An 18,467-nucleotide genomic window follows, 5' to 3' on the forward strand; every position below is an offset into this window, starting at 1 on the left:
CACACCATGACCGGAACGACAGCCGCAGGAGCGGCCCATGAGGAGGAGACGACCATGCAGGACGCACAGGGAGCCGGGCTCGACGCGGCGTGGGCGACGGCGTGGATCCGCCGCGCCGCCGAGTCGATCGCGGAGCACCGGGTCGAGCTGATCACGCTCGACCGGGCGATCGGCGACGGGGACCACGGCGAGAACATGGACCGCGGCTTCCAGGCCGTGGTCGCGAAGCTGGACGGGGCGCCGGAGCAGGGGCTCCCGGCGGACGTGCTCAAGCTGGTCGCGACGACGCTCATCTCCACCGTCGGCGGCGCCTCGGGCCCGCTGTTCGGCACGGCGTTCCTGAAGGCCTCCGCCGCGGTCGCGGGCGAGGACGCGCTCGAGGGCGCTGACGTCGCAGCGCTCCTGGCCGCGGCGAGGGACGGCATCGTGCTCCGCGGCAAGGCCGAGGTGGGCGACAAGACGATGGTGGACGCGTGGACGCCGGCGGTCGACGCGGCCGCGGCCGCCGCCGAGGAGGGAGCGGCTCCGGCCGACGTCCTCGCCGCGGCGGCGGAGGCGGCGCAGAGGGGAGCGGAGTCGACGGACCCGTTGGTCGCCCGCAAGGGACGCGCCAGCTACCTCGGCGAGCGCGCCATCGGGCACCGAGATCCCGGCAGCGTGTCGACCGTTCTCCTGCTCCGCGCAGCAGCCGAGGCGGCGGCGTGAGCGTCGGGCTGGTCCTGGTCTCGCACAGCGCGCAGCTGGCGGAGGGGCTGGTCGAGCTCGCGGAGCAGATGGCGGCCTCGGTCGCGCTGGTCGCCGCGGGCGGGACGGACGACGGCGGCATCGGCACCAGCTTCGACCGCATCACGGCGGCCCTGGCGGAAGCGGACTCCGGCGAGGGGGTCGTCGTCCTCTGCGACCTCGGCTCGGCGATCATGACGGCGGAGACCGCGGTCGAGTTCCTCGACGACGACGCGCGCGCCCGGGTCCGGATCGCCGACGCCCCGCTGGTGGAGGGGGCGGTCGCGGCCGCCGTCGCCGCGGGCACGGGGGCGTCGCTGGACGAGGTGCTCGCCGCCGCGGAGTCGGCCCGGGGCGAGGCGCTCGCTGCTCCCGCCGAGGAGGCCTCGCCCGGTGACGAGCGCGTGCAGCGCCGCGTCCGCCTCATCAACCCGAACGGCCTGCACGCCCGTCCCGCGGCCGACTTCGTCACGCTCGCCGCCACCTTCGACGCCCGGATCGACGCGAACGGCAAGGACGCCACGAGCCTGCTCGGCGTGATGTCGCTGGGGCTCGACCGCGGGGACGAGGTCGTCCTCTCGGCGTCGGGGCCGCAGGCCCACGAGGCGGTCGGCCGGCTCGGCGATCTGGTCGAGTCGGGCTTCGGCGAGGTGTAGCGCGCCGTCGACCGGTCCAGGGACCGCGGAGGCGCCTCCTCCTACGCTGAGCGCATGGCCCTCCGCGGAACCCGACCCCCGTCCGTCCTGCTCCGCCGACTCGTCACCGTCCCGCGCGTCGTGCGCCGGGCGGACGCTCGTGCGGCCCGGCGGCTGAACGCCCGTCGCCCGTCGCCCGTCGTCGACGGGGCGCTCGTGGGGCTCTCCCGGGCCGCGGACCACGGAGTCCTCTGGGCCGGCATCGGCGTTCTGCTGCTCCTGGCGGGCCGTCCCCGCGAGGCTCTGCGGGGGACCGCCTCGCTCGCCGCGGCCAGCGCGCTCGCGAACCTGGTCGGCAAGCGCGTGTTCGGCGGCGACCGGCCGCTCCTCGTCGACGTCCCGGTCGGCCGGCGCCTGGCGACGGTGCCGACGTCGGCGTCCTTCCCCTCGGGGCACGCGGCGAGCGCCGCTGCCTTCGCCGCCGGGGTCGCGCTCGAGTCGCCCCGAGTGGGGGCGGCGGTCGCCCCGCTCGCCGCCGCCGTGGCCTTCTCCCGCCTGCACGTCGGCGTCCACTGGCTCTCGGACGTCCTCGGCGGCGCGGCGCTCGGCGCGGCGGTCGCGGTCGTCGGCCGAGCCGTCCTGCCGGCCGAGCCGCGCCACGTGCCCGTCTCGGAGCGCGCGACCCGGCCCCCCGTCGACCGCAGCCCGCTGGGGGACGGAGCCGCCCTCCTCGTGGTCCTCAACCCCGGCGCGGGCCGGGACTCGCACCGCCCCGATCCCGAGCCGCTGGTCCGAGCCCGGTTCCCGAAGGCGCGCGTGCACCGGCTGACCGAGGGAGAGGACCTCGCCGACGTGGTGCGCGAGGCGCGCTCGGGGGACTCTCCGCCCCGGGTGCTCGGGATCTACGGCGGGGACGGGACCATGTCGGTCGGTGCCGCTCTCGCCCGCGCCGAGGGGATGACGCTGCTCGTGCTGCCGGGCGGGACCATGAACCACTTCGCGAAGGCGCTGGGCCTGCTCACCGTCCAGGACGCGCTCGACGCGGCGACGATCGGCGAGCGCCGCGACGTCGACGTGGCCGAGGTCGTCGCGGACGGGGGAGACCCGGTCACGGTGCTCAACACGGTCTCGATCGGCGTCTACCCGGAGTTCGTCGCGGCCCGCGAGAAGCGCGAGAAGCGGATCGGGAAGCCGCTCGCCGCCGTGATCGCGGCCCTCTCGGTCGTGCGGCGCACCGATCCGTTCGAGCTCCGGCGCGACGGGAGCACGCAGCTCGTCTGGTCGTACTTCGTCGGGGTGAACCAGGAGCACCCGCGCACGGCCGCCCCGCTCGCCCGGCGTCGGCTCGATGACGGCCACCTCGACGTGCGCATCCTGCACTCAGGACGGACTCCGCGCACCCGGGGAGCGTTCTCGCTCCTGCTCGGCCGTACGGCGACCCCGGTGGTCGGCCGTGTGCCCGGCTGGCGGGCACCGGTGGTGGAGTCGTTCTCGACGCCGGAGATCACCGTCGGCGCGCGCCGGCCCGCGGGGGACGACCCCGAGTGGGCGCACGACGGCGAGACCGAGCGCTTCGACGGCTCCCGCGACGGATTCGACGAGGCCGTGGTGCGGATCGTGCCGCTGGGCCTGCGGGTCTACGCGACCGCGGACTAGGGGGCGGTGCCGGCCCGGTCCCCGCCGTCCGGATCCGCCAGCAGCTCGGCCAGCGCGTCGAGGGCGGCGACCTGCCCGGCCACCACCAGCGAGCGGGCCTCGTCGAGCGGGTGCCACCGGGCGTCCTCCAGCTCGGGGAAGCTGCGCAGCACGCCGGAGCCCCGCGGCCACTCCAGCTCGAAGGTGTTGCTCGTGACGAAGGCGGTGTCCGCGTGTCCGCGCCCGGCGAAGACCGTGACGGTCTTGGCCGCGCTCTGCCGGAACGCGCCGAGGAGGGTCAGCTCCCCGACGGGCGGAGGAGCGCCGGTCTCCTCCTCGAATTCTCGGCGCGCGGCGTCCAGCGGCGTCTCGTCGCCCGTGTGCACGCCCTTCGGGATCGTCCACGCGCGGGGGCGCCGGGTCCAGAAGGGGCCGCCCATCCGCCCGAGGAACACCTCGGTGCCGGAGGGGCCCTCGCGGTGCAGCAGGATCCCCGCGCTCGTCACCGCGGCCATCGCGTCTCTCCGGTCATCCCGCCATCCTGCCCCGCGCCCGTGGAAGGATCGGCAGGACCCGCCCGCGACCGCACGGAGTGAACCATGCACGACCACGAGATCCTCCGACAGCTGCGCGACGCGCTCGGAGACGCGCTCCTGACCGAGGGCCCCGGGTTCGAGGCCGTGCACACCGACAAGTCGGGCTTCTCCGCACCGGGTCGCGCGCTCGCGCTCGTCGCTGCCCGCTCGGTCGAGGACGTGCAGGCGGCGCTGCGCATAGCGACGGAGCACCGGCTCCCGGTCGTGCCGCGCGGAGCGGGAACGGGCCTCGCTGCCGGGGGAGTGGCGAGCGGGGGAGCGCTCGTCCTCTCGACCGCCGCCATGGACCGCATCCTCGAGGTGTCGCTCGAGGACGAGCTGGCGGTGGTCGAGCCCGGGGTCATCAATCAGGCGCTGTCGGACGCCGTCGCTCCGCACGGCCTCGTCTTCTCGCCCGACCCCGCGAGTCGCGCGATCTCGAGCATCGGCGGAAACATCGCGACGAACGCCGGGGGGCTGCTGTGCGCCAAGTACGGCGTGACCCGGGAAGCGGTGCTCGGGTTGACGGTCGTCCTCCCCGACGGACGACTGCTCCGCACCGGCCGCCGCAGCGTGAAGGGAGTCACCGGGTACGACCTCACCGCGCTCCTGACCGGCTCCGAGGGGACGCTGGGCGTCATCGTGGAGGCCACCGTGAAGCTCCGCCCGATCCCGACCGGGCGCGTGGTCACGGTCGGCGCGTACTTCCCGAGCGTCGTCGCCGCGGCCGCCGCCTCCGCCGCGATCACCGCCGCGCGGCTCCGTCCCGCGGTGATGGAGCTGATGGACGAGGCGGCGCTCGCCGCGATCTCGCGCTACACCGGAGCGAGCCTGGACCGCGGTGCCGCCTACCTCCTCGTCCAGACGGACGGCGGAGGAGCGGCGGAGGAGTCGCAGCGCGTCCTCGAGATCGTGACCGCCTCCGGGGGCGCCGCCGAGGCGACCGAGGACCCGGCCGAGGGCGAGGCTCTGCTGGCCGTCCGCCGGGCCTTCCACCCGGCGCTCGAGGCGGAGGGCCGCGTGCTGATCGAGGACGTCTGCGTGCCCCGCTCCGCGCTGCCGGCGATGTTCGCGGCTATCCGCGGCATCGAGGAGCGGACGGGGCTCAGCATCCCCACCGTCGCCCACGCGGGGGACGGGAACCTCCATCCGAACTTCGTGCTGCCCGCGGGGGACGGACCCGTGGGGGAGGACGTCTGGGACGCCGCCGCGGAGCTCTTCCGCACGGCCCTGGCCCTCGGCGGCACGCTCACGGGCGAGCACGGCGTGGGACTGCTCAAGCGGCGCTGGCTGGCGGAGGAGCTGGGCGAGGACTCGCTGGCGCTCCAGCGCGGGATCAAGGCCGTGTTCGACCCGCTGGGGATCATGAACCCGGGGAAGGTCTTCTGAGGAGGGCGCCCCGGGCTACAGCAGCTCGGCCGTGATCATCGAGGCGGTGAGCACGATCGTCGCCGCGGACATGAGCCAGTAGAGGACCGTCTCGCGCCAGGACCCGGAGGAGCCCAGGACGGGCAGCGCGGCGTAGCCTCCGGTGGTCCAGACGTGGCGCAGCGGTGTCCGGCGCAGGCGCCGCGGCAGGCGCACGCGCAGCGGCCACAGCCAGTTGATCCCGCCGGTCGTGAGGGCGTCGCCGGCCACGTGCACGAGGTAGCCCAGCGTCGCTGCGACCCGGAGCCACGCCCAGGTGCCGTCGGCGAGCGCGACGAGCAGGACCGTGACGACCGTCGCCCCGGCCCAGGCGATGCGCCAGGAGGGGGCGGCCCGGACGGCCTTCGCGGCGAAGGCGAGGGCGGGCAGCGTGAGCACGGCGGCCACGGCGACGGGACCGACGACCGGCACCGGGAAGCGCAGCGCCGTGAGCACCGGCACCAGGTACCAGACGACGGCGACCGCGAGCAGCGAGTGCATCCCGTGCCGGTGCCCTCCGCTGATCCGGCCCGCGGTCGCGGTGAGCAGGGAGGCGCCCGGCGCCGAGCGGGAGACCGTCGCGCTCGCGTGGTCCGCGTCGGGCACCAGCGCCCAGCCGGCGGCGACTCCGAGGCCGACCAGCCGGAGGTCGAGCGGGAGACCCGCGAGGCCGAGGGGCCCGGCGACGCCGGGCACGGAGGCGGCCACGGCCCAGGCGAGCGCACCGGACACGGCGTGCGAGCGGCCCATCATCGCGGGTCGGCTCCTTCGACTGGGCGCTGCGACGACGGAGGACGGCCGCGGCGGGACGAGAGAACCCCCGGCCGAGTGCGTGAGCACGGACCGGGGGTGAGGGTGGGCGATACCGGACTCGAACCGATGACCTCTTCCGTGTGAAGGAAGCGCGCTACCAACTGCGCCAATCGCCCAGGGGGACGTGCTGAACGACCCGAGAGACGATCGTAGCGGATCCGCGGGGCCCGGATGCACCGCCGACGCCCGCCACGCCCGGGTGAACGGACGGCGACCAGCCGGTTTCGCGCGGAAAGACGCGGATCGGACTCCGAGCGGCGGGATCGGCGTCCGCTCGATTTGGTTTCCGGCGCCGCTGTCGTATACATTCTTCTAGGTCGAGCCGGGCAGCGAAAGCGCCGGACAGGCAGCACGACAGCACGACACGCAAGACGGCAACACCAGTACGACCTACATGCGGATGTGGCGCAGCGGTAGCGCATCACCTTGCCAAGGTGAGGGTCGCGAGTTCGAATCTCGTCATCCGCTCGAACACCGGTCCTCGGACCGGCGTCATCGGGACGGCACCCTCGGGTGCCTCCCACCTGGTCGGCCCTCGGGCCGCCGACACCGAATCCCGTACACGGTGGATTGGCCGAGAGGCGAGGCAGCGGCCTGCAAAGCCGTATACACGGGTTCGAATCCCGTATCCACCTCGATCGTTCACCGAACGAGGTGCTCCGCACGGAGCAACGGGCGATTGGCGCAGCGGTAGCGCGCTTCCCTGACACGGAAGAGGTCACTGGTTCGATCCCAGTATCGCCCACCACGAGAACCCCCGGCCCCTGGCCGGGGGTTCTGTCGTTCCCGGCTCCGGCGCTACCCTCGCAGGATGCCCGCCCCGATCCCCGTCGACGACCAGGGCACCCTCCTGCGGCTCGTCTCGCGGGACGACGGACCGGCCCTCGCCGCCGCGTACCGGCGCAACCGCCGGCACCTCGCGCCCTGGGAGCCGACGCGCTCGACCCGCTTCTTCGAGGCGGGGGGCCAGACCGACGCCGTCGCGGACGCGCTCGCCGCGCACCGGGCCGGCAGCGTGCTCCCGCTCGTCCTCGACTCGGGCGGCGTGATCGTCGGTCGGCTGACCCTCGCGAACATCGTCCGCGGCGCCTTCGACAGCGGCGAGCTCGGCTACTGGCTCGACAGCGATCTGGAGGGCCGCGGCGTGATGACCCGCGCGGTCGGAGCCGTCCTGCGCACCGCACGGGAGGATCTGGGGCTGCACCGCGTGCAGGCCGGGACGCTCCTCCACAACGTCGGATCGCAGACCGTGCTGCAGCGCAACGGCTTCGAGCGGATCGGCGTCGCGCGGCGCTACCTGCGGATCGCCGGGGAGTGGCAGGACCACGTCCTCTTCCAGGCGCTTCTCGAGGGCGGCCCGCTCCAGCCTCCGCCGACTCCGCTCGTCTAGGGTGAGCGGCGCCGGCCTTCTCCCGGCGCTCCGAGCGGGAGGGACGCGCCCATGACCACGCGGCACATCGGCGGACGAGAGTTCGACTTCGAGCGGCAGGTGGCCGTGATGGCGGTCGTGAACCGCACGCCCGACTCCTTCTACGACAAGGGCTCCACCTTCGCCCTGGACAGCGCCATCGCGGCCGCCGTGCGCGCCGCGGAGCTCGGCGCCGACTGGGTCGACATCGGCGGAGTGCCGTTCGGCCGCGGCCCCGCCGTCACGCTCCAGGAGGAGCTCGACCGGGTCGTCCCCGTCGTGGCGGGCATCGCGGAGCGGAGCGACGTGGTCGTCTCGGTGGACACGACGAGCGCCGAGGTCGCGCGCGCGAGCATCGCCGCGGGCGCCTCCGTCATCAACGACACGAGCGGGCTGCACGACCCCCGGATGCTCGAGGTCGTCGCCTCCTCCTCCGCCCAGCTCGTCATCACCCACAGCGTGGGCGCCCCCCGCAGCGAGCCGGAGAGACCCGAGTACGACGACGTCGTGGCGACCGTGGTCGACCATCTGCGGAGCCGCGTCGATCGCGCGCTCTCGGGCGGAGTGCCTGCCGGGAGGATCATCGTCGATCCGGGTCACGACCTGAACAAGAACACCCTGCACACGCTCGAGCTCACCCGCCGGCTGGGCGAGGTGGCCGCGCTCGGCTTCCCGGTGCTCGCCGCGGTCTCCAACAAGGACTTCATCGGCGAGGCGCTGGACCGGCCGCAGGGGGAGCGCCTCGAGGGCTCCCTCGCCGCCGCGGTGATCTGCATCCTGAACGGTGCGCGGATCGTACGCATGCACGACGTGCGCCAGGCGGTGGACGCCGTGCGGATGACGGAGGCGGTGCTGGGCTGGCGGGCGCCCGCCTTCCTCCGCCACAACGTGGAGCCGGCGGCGTGAGCGCCCGCATCGACGGCCTGTCGCCGGCCGGGCAGGACCTGTCCGACGAGGCTCTGCTGGCTCTCTACGCGGACGGGGCGGGCGAGGAGTGGCTCCGGGTCAACTTCGTCGCGAGCGTCGACGGAGCGGTCACCCGTGACGGCGTCTCGGGCGATCTCGGGGGCGCGGCGGACCTGCGCGTGTTCGACCTGCTCCGCCGGCTCGCCGACGTCGTGCTCGTCGCGGCCGGCACGGTGCGGACCGAGGGCTACGGCCCGATGGTGCTGAGCGACGAGTCCGTGCGGGCCCGGCTCGGCACCGGGCTCGCCCCGCAGCCCGTCTTCGCGATCGTCTCGGGGTCGCTCGACCTCGATCCCGCTTCGCGGATCTTCACCGAGGCGCCGGTGCGTCCGATCGTCGTGACCACCGGCTCCTCATCGGCCCGCCGCCGCGCGGAGCTCGCCGAGGTCGCCGATGTGCTCGTCTGCGGCGACGCAGAGCTCGACTCGACGCGGATGCAGGCGCAGCTCGCGGAGCGGGGGCTCGGCAGGATCCACTGCGAGGGCGGTCCGTCGCTGCTCGGGACCCTCCTCGCCGCGGACGCAGTCGACGAGCTCTGCCTGACCGTCGCTCCGACGCTCGAGGCGGGGGACTCCGGGAGGCTCGCCCGCGGCGACGTCCCCGGACCGCGCCCGCAGCACCTGGCGCACGTGCTCAGCGCCGGCGACACGCTGCTCCTGCGCTACCTCCGCCGGCGCTGACCCGCCCTACTCGCGGCGCCGCTCGTTCCCGTCGCGCTTGGCCTCGGAGGCCGGACGGGCGGCGATCACGGGGTGGGCGCCGGTGAAGCCGTCCCGGGCGGACGCGATCGCCAGGATGCGCGGCTTCGCGACGTGCCAGCCCACGATCAGGGCGGGCACGCCGACCACCGCGACGATCCCCACGGTCCAGGTGCCGGTCGGGAAGTCGACGGCGATGAGGACCACCACGATCACCAGGAACGCCAGGGTGAGCCACGAGGTCACCGGGGCGCCGGGCATCCGGAAGGACGGGCGCTCCAGGCGCCCCTGGGCCGCCCAGCGCTGCAGCTGCATCTGGCAGAGGACGATCATGCCCCAGCCCGTGACGATGCCCAGCGCCGAGACGTTGAGGACGATCTCGAAGGCCTCGGACGGCACGAAGAGGTTCAGCACGATCCCGATCAGGGTGATGCTCGCCGTGAGCAGGATGCCTCCGTAGGGGACGCCCTGCTTGTTCATCCGGCCGGTGAAGGCGGGGGCGGAGCCGTTGAGCGCCATGGAGCGGAGGATGCGGCCGGTCGAGTAGAGCCCGGCGTTGATGCTGGAGAGCGCGGCCGTCAGCACGACGAAGTTCATGATCGATCCGGCGATCTCGCCCGAGGAGCCGTCGCCCAGTGAGCTGAAGAACGTGACGAACGGGCTCTCGCCCTTCGAGTAGGCCGTGTAGGGCAGCAGCAGCGTCAGCAGCAGCACGGAGCCGACGTAGAAGACTGCGATGCGCAGGATGACCGAGTTGATCGCGCGCGGGATGACCTTCGCCGGCTCCGCGGTCTCGCCCGCCGCCGTGCCGACCAGCTCGACTCCGGAGTAGGCGAACACCACGCCCTGGACGACCAGGACGCTGGCGATCAGGCCGCCGGGCAGGATGCCGCCGTTGTCGTTCCAGAGGCTGATCCCGGGGTCCACGGCGACGCCGCCGGACTGCAGCGGCCAGCCCGCGGCGAGCACGACGACGCCGATCACCAGGAAGACCACCAGCGCCGTGACCTTGATCAGCGCGAACCAGAACTCCAGCTCCCCGAAGACCTTGACCGAGACGAGGTTCAGCGAGAGCACGACGACCAGGGCGATGAGTGCGAGGAGCCACTGGGGCACGGAGGAGAAGAGCGACCAGTACTTCACGTAGAGGGCCACCGCGGTGACGTCGGCGATCGCGGTCATCGCCCAGTTCAGGAAGTACATCCAGCCGGCGACGAAGGCGGCCTTCTCGCCCAGGAACTCGCGGGCGTAGGAGATGAAGGAGCCCGAGCTCGGCCGGTGCAGGACCAGCTCGCCGAGCGCGCGGAGGATCAGGTAGGCGAAGACGCCGCAGACCGCGTACACGACGACGAGCGAGGGACCGGCGGTGGCGAGTCGGCCGCCGGCGCCGAGGAAGAGGCCGGTGCCGATCGCGCCGCCGATGGCGATCATCTGCAGCTGCCGGGGCTTGAGGCCGGGACGGTAGCCCTCCTGCTCCTTCGAGAAGTCGGGCTGCACGGGCCCGCGGTCGTCGTCGCTCTGCGTCACGGGGGCTCCCTCGTCACCGGATCGCGCCGGGCGGCTGCTCCGGCACGCCCGTCAGGGTAAGGGCGCGCTGCTCGGAGGAGGCGGGTGGCGCGGTCCGCGGCATGCGGATCCTCTCAGGATCGGGGCGCCTACCCTGGGGGCATGAGCGGTCCGGACCTCGCACGGCAGTTCTCGCTCGACGGCGTCCGGATCCCGTCGCCGGCGAGGCGCCTGAACGGCGGCACCGATCCGGCGCTCGTCTGGCGCAACGAGCTCGACGGGCTGACCTTCCGCGTGGACGCCGGGTACCTGAAGTGGAATCCCCGGTCCACGGGCGTCGACCTCCGTCGCGAGATCGCGCGTCTGCGCTGGCTGGAGGGGCGGATCGACGCGCCCCGGATCCTGGAGGCGGGCGAGGACGAGGAGGGGCAGTGGCTCCTCACCGCACCGCTGCCCGGGCGGAGCGCCGTCGACCCGGAGTGGACAGCCCGGCCGGAGCAGGCCGTCCGCGCGATCGCGGCCGGCCTGCGGGCGGTCCACGCGCTCCCCGTCGACGCGGTGCCCGAGGAGCTGCGCGGCGAGTCCTGGTTCGCGCGCCGGCCGTCGGCGCTCGGCGCGGCTCCGGAGCTCGTGGACCCCGTCGTGGTGCACGGCGACGCGTGCGCTCCGAACACGCTCGTCGACGACGACGGACGCTGGAGCGGCACGGTCGACGTCGGCGACCTGGGCGTGGGCGACCGCTGGGCGGATCTGGCGGTCGCCGCGGTCAGCCTCGGCTGGAACTACGGCCCCGGCCACACCCCGCTGCTCCTCGCGGAGTACGGAGCGGATCCGGACGACGAGCGCGCGGCCTACTACCGCGCGCTCTGGTCGGCCGAGTCCTGAGTCACTTCTTCTTCGCGGCCTCGTCGTCCTGGGCCGCGCCCTCGTCGCTGCGGTTCTCGCTCGCCAGCCGCAGCCAGCGCCCGTCGCGGACGTCCTTCTCGTGCACTGCCGCCTTCTTGTCGCTCGCGGCGGTGTCGCGCGGGGGGAGCTGGATGGTCTCCTCCGCCTCGATGCCCGCCTGCAGCTCGCGTCCGCGCTCGAGCTCGGCGTCGAATTCCGCGCCGAAGAGCAGGGCGATGTTGGTGATCCAGATCCAGAGGAGGAAGACGATCACGGCGCCGAGCGAGCCGTAGGTCTTGTTGTAGTTGGAGAAGTTGGCCACGTAGAACGCGAAGCCGGTCGAGGCGATCAGCCAGATCGCCAGGGCGACGATCGATCCGATGCTGATCCAGCGGAACTTCGGCTGGCGGATGTTGGGCGCCCAGTAGTACAGGATCGCGACGATCACGATCGCGATGACCACGAGCACCGGCCATTTCGCGATGTTCCACACGGTGAGGGCGGCGGGCCCGAGGCCCACGACGTCGCCGACGGCGGTCGCGACCGGTCCGCTGAGCACCAGGATGAGCGCCGCGATCACGATCAGGACGACCGTCACCACGGTCACGCCGAGCATCGTCGGGCGGAGCTTCCAGAAGGGGCGCCCCTCGTCGATCTGGTAGACGCGGTTCATCGCGCGGCCGAAGGCGCCGACGTAGCCGGAGGCGGACCAGATCGCTCCGACGACACCTGTCACGAAGGCGAGACCCGCGGCGGAGGAGCTGGTCAGCGCCTGGATCGGGTCGCGCAGCAGGTCGACGACCTCGCTCGACGCGAGGTTCCCGATCAGGTCGAGCACCAGATCGGTGGTGGCCTGCGCCTGGCCGAAGAGCCCCAGCACCGACACGATCGCGAGCAGGGCGGGGAAGAGCGCGAGCACGGCGTAGTAGGTGAGCGCGGCGGCGAGGTCGGTGCACTGGTCCGCGCCGAACTCGCGGGCCGTCTTCTTGAGGACGTAGAACCAGGAGCGCTTGGTGATGTCGGTGACGTCGTCGGGCTTCCGGGAATCGTCGGGATCGGGCGCTGTCTTCTCGCGGGTCGTGCTCTGCTCGGCCATGCGGACACGCTACGGGGCCGACAGTCGTCGGACGGCCCCCTTGACGGCGCGGCCGGTCGTGTCGCGGGTCAGGCCCGGCGCTGGCGCGCGGCGGCGAGGGTGCCGAAGAGGAGGAAGGAGCAGGTCGCGGCGAGGACGGCCAGCAGGGGCGCCTCCCAGCCCCCGCTCGCGTCGTGCGCGAAGCCGATGACGGTCGGGGCGGTGGCGGCCACGGCGTAGCCGATCCCCTGCACAGTGGCCGAGAGCCGCGACGCGTGGGCGTCGGAGCGGGAGAGCCGCACGACGAGCACGAAGACCACCGTGAATCCTCCGCCCTGGGCCGCGCCGCCCAGCACGCACCAGAGCGCCCAGAGCTGCGGGGCGAGCAGCAGCCCCGCCGGCACCGTGCACCAGAGGAGGCCGACGAGCACGATGCTCCCCAGCGGTCCGAGCCTGCGGACCAGGAGCGGGACGCCGAGGGCGCCGGCGACCGCGGCGAGCTGGAACACCGAGGCGCTCGCGCCCGCGGTCGCGATCGAGAAGCCGTTGCGGTCGACGAGCAGCGAGGGGAGCCACGCCGTCACTCCGTAGTACGAGAACGCCTGGCTCGAGAAGCAGAGCGCGAGCGCCAGCACGGTCGCGCTGCGGAAGATCCGCGGAGCCGGTGCGGCCGGTGCGCGGTCGGCGCGGGACGGGCGGGGAGTCGGACGCAGGGCCGCCCGAGGCCCCACGGCCACGAGCCAGCCGGCCAGAGCGAGGGCGTTGAGGGCGAGCCAGACGAGCAGGGCGCCGCGCCAGCCGAGGGCTAGAGCGAGCGGAGCGGTGCCGAGCGAGGTGATCGTCGAGCCGATGTTGAGGGCCGCGGTGTAGACGCCCGTCGTGAGGTCGACGCGCTCGGGAGCGACGTCCCGCCGGATCACGACGGGGAGGACGACGTTGCCGATCGTGATGGAGACGCCGATCAGGATGGTGCCCGCCACGGCCGGTCCCACGTCGCCGATCGAGCGGACGATCGTGCCGAGCGCGACGCCGATCACCGTGACGGTCACGGCGGCGTCGGGTCCCGCGCGGCGGATCACCAGGAGGGCGAGCGGAGTCGCCAGGGCGAAGCAGAGCACGGGGATGCTGGTGAGGATCCCCGCCTGGCCCGCGGACAGCGCGAGGTCCTCGCGCACCGCGTCGATGATGGGCGCGACGGCGACGATCGGACCGCGCAGGACCAGCGCGACCAGGGCGACCGCCACGACGAGGAGCCAGGGAGCGCTCCGGCGCGCGGTCATCGGGGCGTCGAGGGCCGCGGCACCCCGGTCAGCCGGCCAGGCCGGGGACCCCGGCCGAGAGGTTGCCGACGATGGTGAAGACGCCCGACACCAGACCGAGGATCCCGGTGACGAGTCCGGCCGTCGCGAGCCCGCGACCGCCTCCGACGAGCGGTGCGGCCGCCCGGCCCTTCGCCGAGAAGACGATGGCGAGGATCGAGGGGATCAGCAGCGGATTGATCAGCAGGCTCAGGACGCCGAGCACGAGGCTCGCGATCGCCATGGGGTTGCGGCCCGCCGCGGAGGACGGGGCGGACGGATAGGCGTACAGCTCCTGCTCCGGAGCGCCCGGGGGCGTGCCGTAGGCGGGAGCGGGCGCCGAGGAGGACGGGCGGGACCGGTCGGTCCACGCCGCGCCGTCCCAGTAGAGCTCCGAGCCGAGGTCGGCCGGGTGCGGGTACCACCCGGGCGCGGGCAGCGGAGCGGAGTCGTCGGGCATGGGGCGAGTCTAGAGCGGCACCGATCAGCTCTTGGGCTGCTCGATGCCGAGCGCGTTCCCGTCGGGATCGAGGATCCAGGCCGCCCAGACGCTGCCGCGGTCGGCCACGCCGTTCTCGGTGCGCAGCTCGTCGCTGTCGTAATCTTGCGGAGCCACGCCCCGAGCCGCCAGCGCGTCCAGCTCGGCGCGCAGGTCGGCCACCCGCCAGGCGGCCTTGGTCTGCTCGTCCTTCGAGCCCGTGGTGCTGGCGGTGACGGTGAGCCGCGTGCCGCCGCAGGAGTAGGCGATCGCCGACTCGCTCTCCTCGAGGACCTCCAGCCCCAGGGAGCCGGCGTAGAAGGCGCGGGAGGCGGCGAGGTCGCGGGTGAGCAGAACGGGGCCGATGGGGGAGTCGGAGAGCACGGTGCGTCCTTTCGTCGGTGGGCCTCCAGTCGACGCCCGCTGCGGTTCGGCGCGGAAGGGGTTGCCACCGGGCGGGCCGGAGGGGGGCGGGCGCGGCAGAATGGCCTCGGCCGTGCCCGCCGCGCGGCCGGGAGGAGCCCTCATGAGCTGGACCATCGACGAGGTGGCGTGGACCCACCCGGACGCCGAGCGTCTGCGCGACGCGCAGCGGCGCGAGCTCGACGAGCGCTACGGCAACGACGACCACGAGCCCGGCACGCCGCCCTCGGCCGACGACGTGCCCGTCTTCCTCGTCGCCCGCGACGCGAGCGGCACGGCGGTGGCCTGCGGCGGACTGCGGCCTCTCGACGACGACGTCCTCGGACCGGGGGCGATCGAGGTGAAGCGGATGTTCGCCGACCCCGCCGCCCGCGGCACCGGAGCGGCCACGGCCGTCCTGCGCGCGCTCGAGGCGCGGGCGGCCGCTCTGGGCACGACGCGCCTGGTGCTGGAGACCGGGACGCTCCAGCCCGACGCGATGCGGTTCTACCTCCGGGAGGGCTACCACGCCATCCCGCCGTTCGGCGCCTACATCGGGTCCGAGCACTCGGTCTGCTACGCCCGCGATCTCGATCTCGGCGACTGAGCGTCAGCGGCGCAGGGTCTCCACCGGGTACTCGCCGAAGCGGCGGTGGTACGCCCCCGAGAAGCGGCCCTGGTTGAGGAAGCCCCAGCGCGCGGAGACGGCGCGCACGGTCTCCTCGCCCGGAGCGCCCTCGCGCAGCTCGACGCGCGCCCGGTCGAGACGCACGCCGCGCAGGTAGCCGAGCGGAGTGTCGCCGAAGTGCCTCCGGAACGCGGCCTGCAGCGCCCGCGGAGTGAGCCCCGCCGCTGTCGCGATGTCGGACACGGTGACGGGCGACGCGGCGAACGCGTGCAGGAACTCGGCGGCACGCAGCAGGTGCTCGAGCCCCGGCCGCAGCACCTGCGCCGGAACGACGACCGGCCGGTGCGCGAAGGTCGCGAGCAGGTGCAGAGCGACGCCGCGCTCCGCCGCCACGAGCTGCAGCGCGGTCGCCTCGCGGCCCGACCGCAGGACGCCCGCGAAGTCGTCGACCGCCCGCCACCAGCCCGGGAGTGCCGACGCGGAGGCGATCGAGCGGTGGTCGAAGACGAGCGGCAGCGGCACGCCGTCGCCGGCCTCGGACGCGACCTGCTCGAGGAGGCCGGCGGCCACGTGCACGAGCCGCTGCTGGAAGTCGCGGCTGACGAACTCGAACGGACGCGCGCTGGGGAACACGACCGGCCGCCCCGGCAGGTGGACGATCCGATCGCCCTCCGGGTCCACCACGCTCGTGCCGGAGAGGAACCACGAGACGACGTACTCGCCCTCCGGACGCAGCCCCCCGGACACGGAGCCCCGGAACACCGACGTCCGCAGGCTCACGCCCTCGCTCCCGGAGACGTCGTAGCGGAAGGAGAAGGGCCGCTCGACCGGTTCCGTCCGGAATCCCGACCCGCCGTAGCCGTCCGAGTAGAAGCGCTGCGCCTCCTCCAGGTCGGCCCCGGAGCGCGTGAAGCGCTGCAGCGCAGGACCGGCACCCATCGGACCAGGATGCCACCTGGACGGATTGCGCACCGGTCGCCCCCGCGCCCCTCTCCGGGGCACGTCCTGTCGGCAGGGTGACGGGGTCGGACGACACGGACGGAGACGCATGGAGATCAGCGCACGCAGACTCGCGGCACGCGACGCCGTGGCCGTCGTCGCCGTGCTCGCCGCACTCGAGGGGGCGCTCGCCGTGGACTCCCTGCCGCCCGGCCTGGAGGAGGTCCTCCTGCACCAGCTGGAGCGCAGCTCGCTCGTGCTGCCCGGCGCCGACCGGGACGAGCTCGCCTCCGCCCTGCGCGCGCTCGGCGCCCGCGTGCGCGACGCGCTCGGGTAGAGGCCGCCGCCGACTACAGTCGAGGGGTCAACCGAGCCCGAGGAGTGCCCGCACGTGTCGAACGAACCGTCGAATCCCGCAGAGAACGAGTCCCACTCGGTCGTCACCGAGGCGGGCACGGGATTCACGCACTTCACCGACCGGGCCGTGGTCGCGATCCGCGTCAACGGGGAGCTCAAGGACCTCGCCGCCGACGTCGTCCCGGGCGACCGCATCGAGCCGGTGCTCATCTCCTCGCCGGACGGGCTGAACATCCTCCGCCACTCCGCGGCCCACGTCCTCGCGCAGGCGGTGCAGCAGATCAACCCGGAGGCGAAGCTGGGCATCGGCCCGCCCGTCACCGACGGCTTCTACTACGACTTCGACGTCGAGGAGCCCTTCACGCCCGAGGCGATGAAGGCGCTCGAGAAGGCGATGGACCGCATCGTGCGCCAGGGCCAGCGGTTCGTGCGCCGCGTCGTCACCGAGGAGGAGGCGCGCGCCGAGCTCGCCGGCGAGCCCTACAAGCTCGAGCTGATCGGGATCAAGGGCGGGGGAGCCGAGGACGAGAGCGTCGAGGTCGGCGGCGCCGAGCTCACCATCTACGACAACGTCGACCCGCGCTCCGGCGAGACGGTCTGGAAGGACCTCTGCCGCGGCCCGCACCTGCCCAACACCCGCATGATCGGCAACGGCTACGCCCTGACCCGCAACGCGGCCGCCTACTGGCGCGGCTCGGAGAAGAACCCGCAGCTGCAGCGCGTCTACGGAACCGCGTGGCCCACGAAGGACGAGCTGCGCGAGCACCAGGCCCGCCTCGAGGAGGCGGCGCGCCGCGACCACCGCAAGCTCGGCCATGAGCTCGACCTGTTCTCCTTCCCGGACGAGATCGGCTCCGGCCTCGCGGTCTTCCACCCCAAGGGCGGGATCATCCGCTACGAGATCGAGCAGTACATGCGCGAGCAGCTTCTCGCCCACGACTACGAGCTCGTCTACACGCCGCACATCACCAAGGGCGACCTGTTCCTCACGAGCGGGCACCTGCAGTGGTACTCCGAGGGGATGTTCCCCCCGATGCACCTCGACGAGCTGCAGGACGAGGACGGCAACGTCACCCGCCAGGGCCAGGACTACTACCTCAAGCCCATGAACTGCCCGTTCCACAACCTGATCTTCCGCTCGCGCGGCCGCAGCTACCGTGAGCTCCCGCTGCGCCTGGCCGAGTTCGGCACCGTGTACCGCTACGAGAAGAGCGGCACCCTGCAGGGCCTCACCCGCGTGCGCGGCCTGACCCAGGACGACGCCCACATCTACGTCGCGCAGGAGGACGTGTCGGCCGAGCTGACCCGCAACCTCGAGTTCGTGCTGCAGGTGCTGCGCGACTACGGCCTCGACGACTTCTACCTCGAGCTGTCCACGAACGAGGAGGGCAACCCGAAGTTCGTCGGTGCGCCCGAGCAGTGGGAGGAGGCGATCGAGTCGCTGCGCGCGGTCGCCGTCGCCTCCGGTCTCGAGCTGGTGCCGGATCCGGGAGGAGCGGCGTTCTACGGTCCGAAGATCTCGGTGCAGGCGCGCGACGCCATCGGCCGCACCTGGCAGATGTCGACCATCCAGCTCGACTTCAACCAGCCCGAGCGCTTCGAGCTCGAGTACACGGCCTCGGACGGCTCGAAGAAGCGGCCCGTGATGATCCACCGCGCGCTCTTCGGCTCCATCGAGCGCTTCTTCGCGATCCTCACCGAGCACTACGCCGGGGCGTTCCCGGTCTGGCTGTCGCCGGTGCAGGTCGTGGGCATCCCGATCGCCGACGAGTACCTGCCCTACCTCGAGGAGGTCGTCGGCGAGCTCAAGCGGTCGGGCATCCGCGCCGAGATCGACTACTCCAGCGACCGGATGCAGAAGAAGATCCGCAACGCCACGCTGCAGAAGGTGCCGTTCCAGATGATCGTGGGGGAGAAGGACCGCGACGCCGGAGCCGTCAGCTTCCGCTTCCGCGACGGCACGCAGGAGAACGGCATCCCGGTCGCCGACGCTGTCGCGCGCATCCGCGAGGCCGTCGCCTCGAAGGCGCAGGTCTGAG

At 73.4% G+C, this 18,467-nt stretch carries 19 protein-coding genes and 4 tRNA genes; 14 read left to right on the forward strand and 9 right to left on the reverse strand.

The annotated features are described in order from the left end of the window. The first annotated feature begins 54 nt into the window (after positions 1-54). The 3 genes from dhaL to GSU40_RS07060 are packed head-to-tail and all read left to right on the forward strand — an operon-like array spanning position 55 to position 3,014. Entirely contained in the window at positions 55-705 is a 651-nt protein-coding gene (gene dhaL / locus GSU40_RS07050) for a dihydroxyacetone kinase subunit DhaL (RefSeq protein WP_104251072.1), read from the forward strand. Further along, complete coding sequence (dhaM, locus tag GSU40_RS07055) at positions 702-1,379, forward strand: dihydroxyacetone kinase phosphoryl donor subunit DhaM (RefSeq protein ID WP_104225354.1); 678 nt, start codon at positions 702-704, stop codon at positions 1,377-1,379. Before dhaL ends, dhaM begins: the two co-directional genes overlap by 4 nt. Before the next feature lie 54 nt (positions 1,380-1,433). Beyond that, positions 1,434-3,014 carry a bifunctional phosphatase PAP2/diacylglycerol kinase family protein gene (locus GSU40_RS07060; protein WP_160034236.1) on the forward strand — a complete coding sequence of 527 codons (1,581 nt, stop codon included), beginning with the start codon at positions 1,434-1,436 and terminating at the stop codon, positions 3,012-3,014. Here GSU40_RS07060 and GSU40_RS07065 read toward each other — a convergent pair. Then, on the reverse strand, positions 3,011-3,508 hold the full coding sequence (locus GSU40_RS07065) for an NUDIX domain-containing protein (RefSeq protein WP_160034238.1): 498 nt from the start codon (positions 3,506-3,508) through the stop codon (positions 3,011-3,013). The genes GSU40_RS07060 and GSU40_RS07065 overlap by 4 nt on opposite strands. A gap of 84 nt (positions 3,509-3,592) precedes the next feature. Here GSU40_RS07065 and GSU40_RS07070 point away from each other — a divergent pair, with 84 nt between their 5' ends. Further along, positions 3,593-4,957 carry an FAD-linked oxidase C-terminal domain-containing protein gene (locus GSU40_RS07070; protein WP_160034240.1) on the forward strand — a complete coding sequence of 455 codons (1,365 nt, stop codon included), beginning with the start codon at positions 3,593-3,595 and terminating at the stop codon, positions 4,955-4,957. A gap of 15 nt (positions 4,958-4,972) precedes the next feature. On the opposite strand, the gene GSU40_RS07075 is transcribed toward GSU40_RS07070, so the two are convergent. Further along, positions 4,973-5,728, reverse strand: a complete 756-nt coding sequence (locus GSU40_RS07075; protein WP_160034242.1) for a metal-dependent hydrolase — start codon at positions 5,726-5,728, stop codon at positions 4,973-4,975. A 103-nt stretch (positions 5,729-5,831) separates the two neighbouring features. Beyond that, a tRNA-Val gene (locus tag GSU40_RS07080) sits at positions 5,832-5,904 on the reverse strand. A 280-nt stretch (positions 5,905-6,184) separates the two neighbouring features. Between GSU40_RS07080 and GSU40_RS07085 the strand changes: the two genes are divergently transcribed. The 6 genes from GSU40_RS07085 to GSU40_RS07110 all read left to right on the forward strand — a co-directional run bounded on the left by GSU40_RS07085 (position 6,185) and on the right by GSU40_RS07110 (position 8,842). Continuing rightward, a tRNA-Gly gene (locus GSU40_RS07085) sits at positions 6,185-6,256 on the forward strand. Between the two features lie 96 nt (positions 6,257-6,352). Continuing rightward, a tRNA-Cys gene (locus GSU40_RS07090) sits at positions 6,353-6,423 on the forward strand. A gap of 38 nt (positions 6,424-6,461) precedes the next feature. Next, a tRNA-Val gene (locus GSU40_RS07095) sits at positions 6,462-6,536 on the forward strand. A 63-nt stretch (positions 6,537-6,599) separates the two neighbouring features. Continuing rightward, entirely contained in the window at positions 6,600-7,178 is a 579-nt protein-coding gene (locus GSU40_RS07100) for a GNAT family N-acetyltransferase (protein ID WP_160034244.1), read from the forward strand. Between the two features lie 51 nt (positions 7,179-7,229). Continuing rightward, a complete protein-coding gene (gene folP / locus GSU40_RS07105) occupies positions 7,230-8,102 on the forward strand; it encodes a dihydropteroate synthase (protein ID WP_104224638.1) in 873 nt (290 codons plus the stop codon). Continuing rightward, complete coding sequence (locus GSU40_RS07110; protein ID WP_160034246.1) at positions 8,099-8,842, forward strand: pyrimidine reductase family protein; 744 nt, start codon at positions 8,099-8,101, stop codon at positions 8,840-8,842. Before folP ends, GSU40_RS07110 begins: the two co-directional genes overlap by 4 nt. A 6-nt stretch (positions 8,843-8,848) precedes the next feature. Here the strand turns inward: GSU40_RS07110 and GSU40_RS07115 are convergent, their stop codons facing one another. Continuing rightward, a complete protein-coding gene (locus GSU40_RS07115; RefSeq protein WP_244229624.1) occupies positions 8,849-10,387 on the reverse strand; it encodes an amino acid permease in 1,539 nt (512 codons plus the stop codon). A 141-nt stretch (positions 10,388-10,528) separates the two neighbouring features. Between GSU40_RS07115 and GSU40_RS07120 the strand changes: the two genes are divergently transcribed. Beyond that, the gene (locus tag GSU40_RS07120; protein ID WP_160034248.1) at positions 10,529-11,251 is read left to right on the forward strand and encodes an aminoglycoside 3'-phosphotransferase; all 723 of its coding nucleotides are present in this window, start codon (positions 10,529-10,531) and stop codon (positions 11,249-11,251) included. Position 11,252: 1 nt separating this feature from the next. Here the strand turns inward: GSU40_RS07120 and GSU40_RS07125 are convergent, their stop codons facing one another. The 4 genes from GSU40_RS07125 to GSU40_RS07140 form a co-directional block, all read right to left on the reverse strand. After that, the gene (locus GSU40_RS07125; RefSeq protein ID WP_104239455.1) at positions 11,253-12,347 is read right to left on the reverse strand and encodes a YihY/virulence factor BrkB family protein; all 1,095 of its coding nucleotides are present in this window, start codon (positions 12,345-12,347) and stop codon (positions 11,253-11,255) included. Positions 12,348-12,415: 68 nt separating this feature from the next. Continuing rightward, positions 12,416-13,606, reverse strand: a complete 1,191-nt coding sequence (locus tag GSU40_RS07130; RefSeq protein WP_160034250.1) for an MFS transporter — start codon at positions 13,604-13,606, stop codon at positions 12,416-12,418. Positions 13,607-13,634: 28 nt separating this feature from the next. Continuing rightward, a complete protein-coding gene (locus tag GSU40_RS07135; protein ID WP_104251081.1) occupies positions 13,635-14,084 on the reverse strand; it encodes a DUF2510 domain-containing protein in 450 nt (149 codons plus the stop codon). Positions 14,085-14,108: 24 nt separating this feature from the next. Then, positions 14,109-14,486, reverse strand: coding sequence for a VOC family protein (locus GSU40_RS07140; protein ID WP_160034252.1), 378 nt, complete (start codon positions 14,484-14,486; stop codon positions 14,109-14,111). Between the two features lie 142 nt (positions 14,487-14,628). Here GSU40_RS07140 and GSU40_RS07145 point away from each other — a divergent pair, with 142 nt between their 5' ends. Continuing rightward, entirely contained in the window at positions 14,629-15,111 is a 483-nt protein-coding gene (locus GSU40_RS07145; protein ID WP_160034254.1) for a GNAT family N-acetyltransferase, read from the forward strand. 3 nt (positions 15,112-15,114) lie between these two features. On the opposite strand, the gene GSU40_RS07150 is transcribed toward GSU40_RS07145, so the two are convergent. After that, positions 15,115-16,071: an AraC family transcriptional regulator gene (locus GSU40_RS07150; protein ID WP_208543370.1), complete on the reverse strand. Its 957-nt coding sequence runs from the start codon at positions 16,069-16,071 to the stop codon at positions 15,115-15,117. A gap of 109 nt (positions 16,072-16,180) precedes the next feature. On the opposite strand from GSU40_RS07150, the gene GSU40_RS07155 reads away from it, so the two are divergent. Next, a complete protein-coding gene (locus tag GSU40_RS07155; protein WP_160034256.1) occupies positions 16,181-16,408 on the forward strand; it encodes a hypothetical protein in 228 nt (75 codons plus the stop codon). A gap of 147 nt (positions 16,409-16,555) precedes the next feature. Next, positions 16,556-18,466 carry a threonine--tRNA ligase gene (gene thrS / locus GSU40_RS07160; protein WP_244229656.1) on the forward strand — a complete coding sequence of 637 codons (1,911 nt, stop codon included), beginning with the start codon at positions 16,556-16,558 and terminating at the stop codon, positions 18,464-18,466. Position 18,467 lies beyond the last annotated feature (1 nt).

The organism is Rathayibacter sp. VKM Ac-2805 (assembly GCF_009834265.1).
Taxonomy (GTDB): Bacteria; Actinomycetota; Actinomycetes; order Actinomycetales; family Microbacteriaceae; genus Rathayibacter.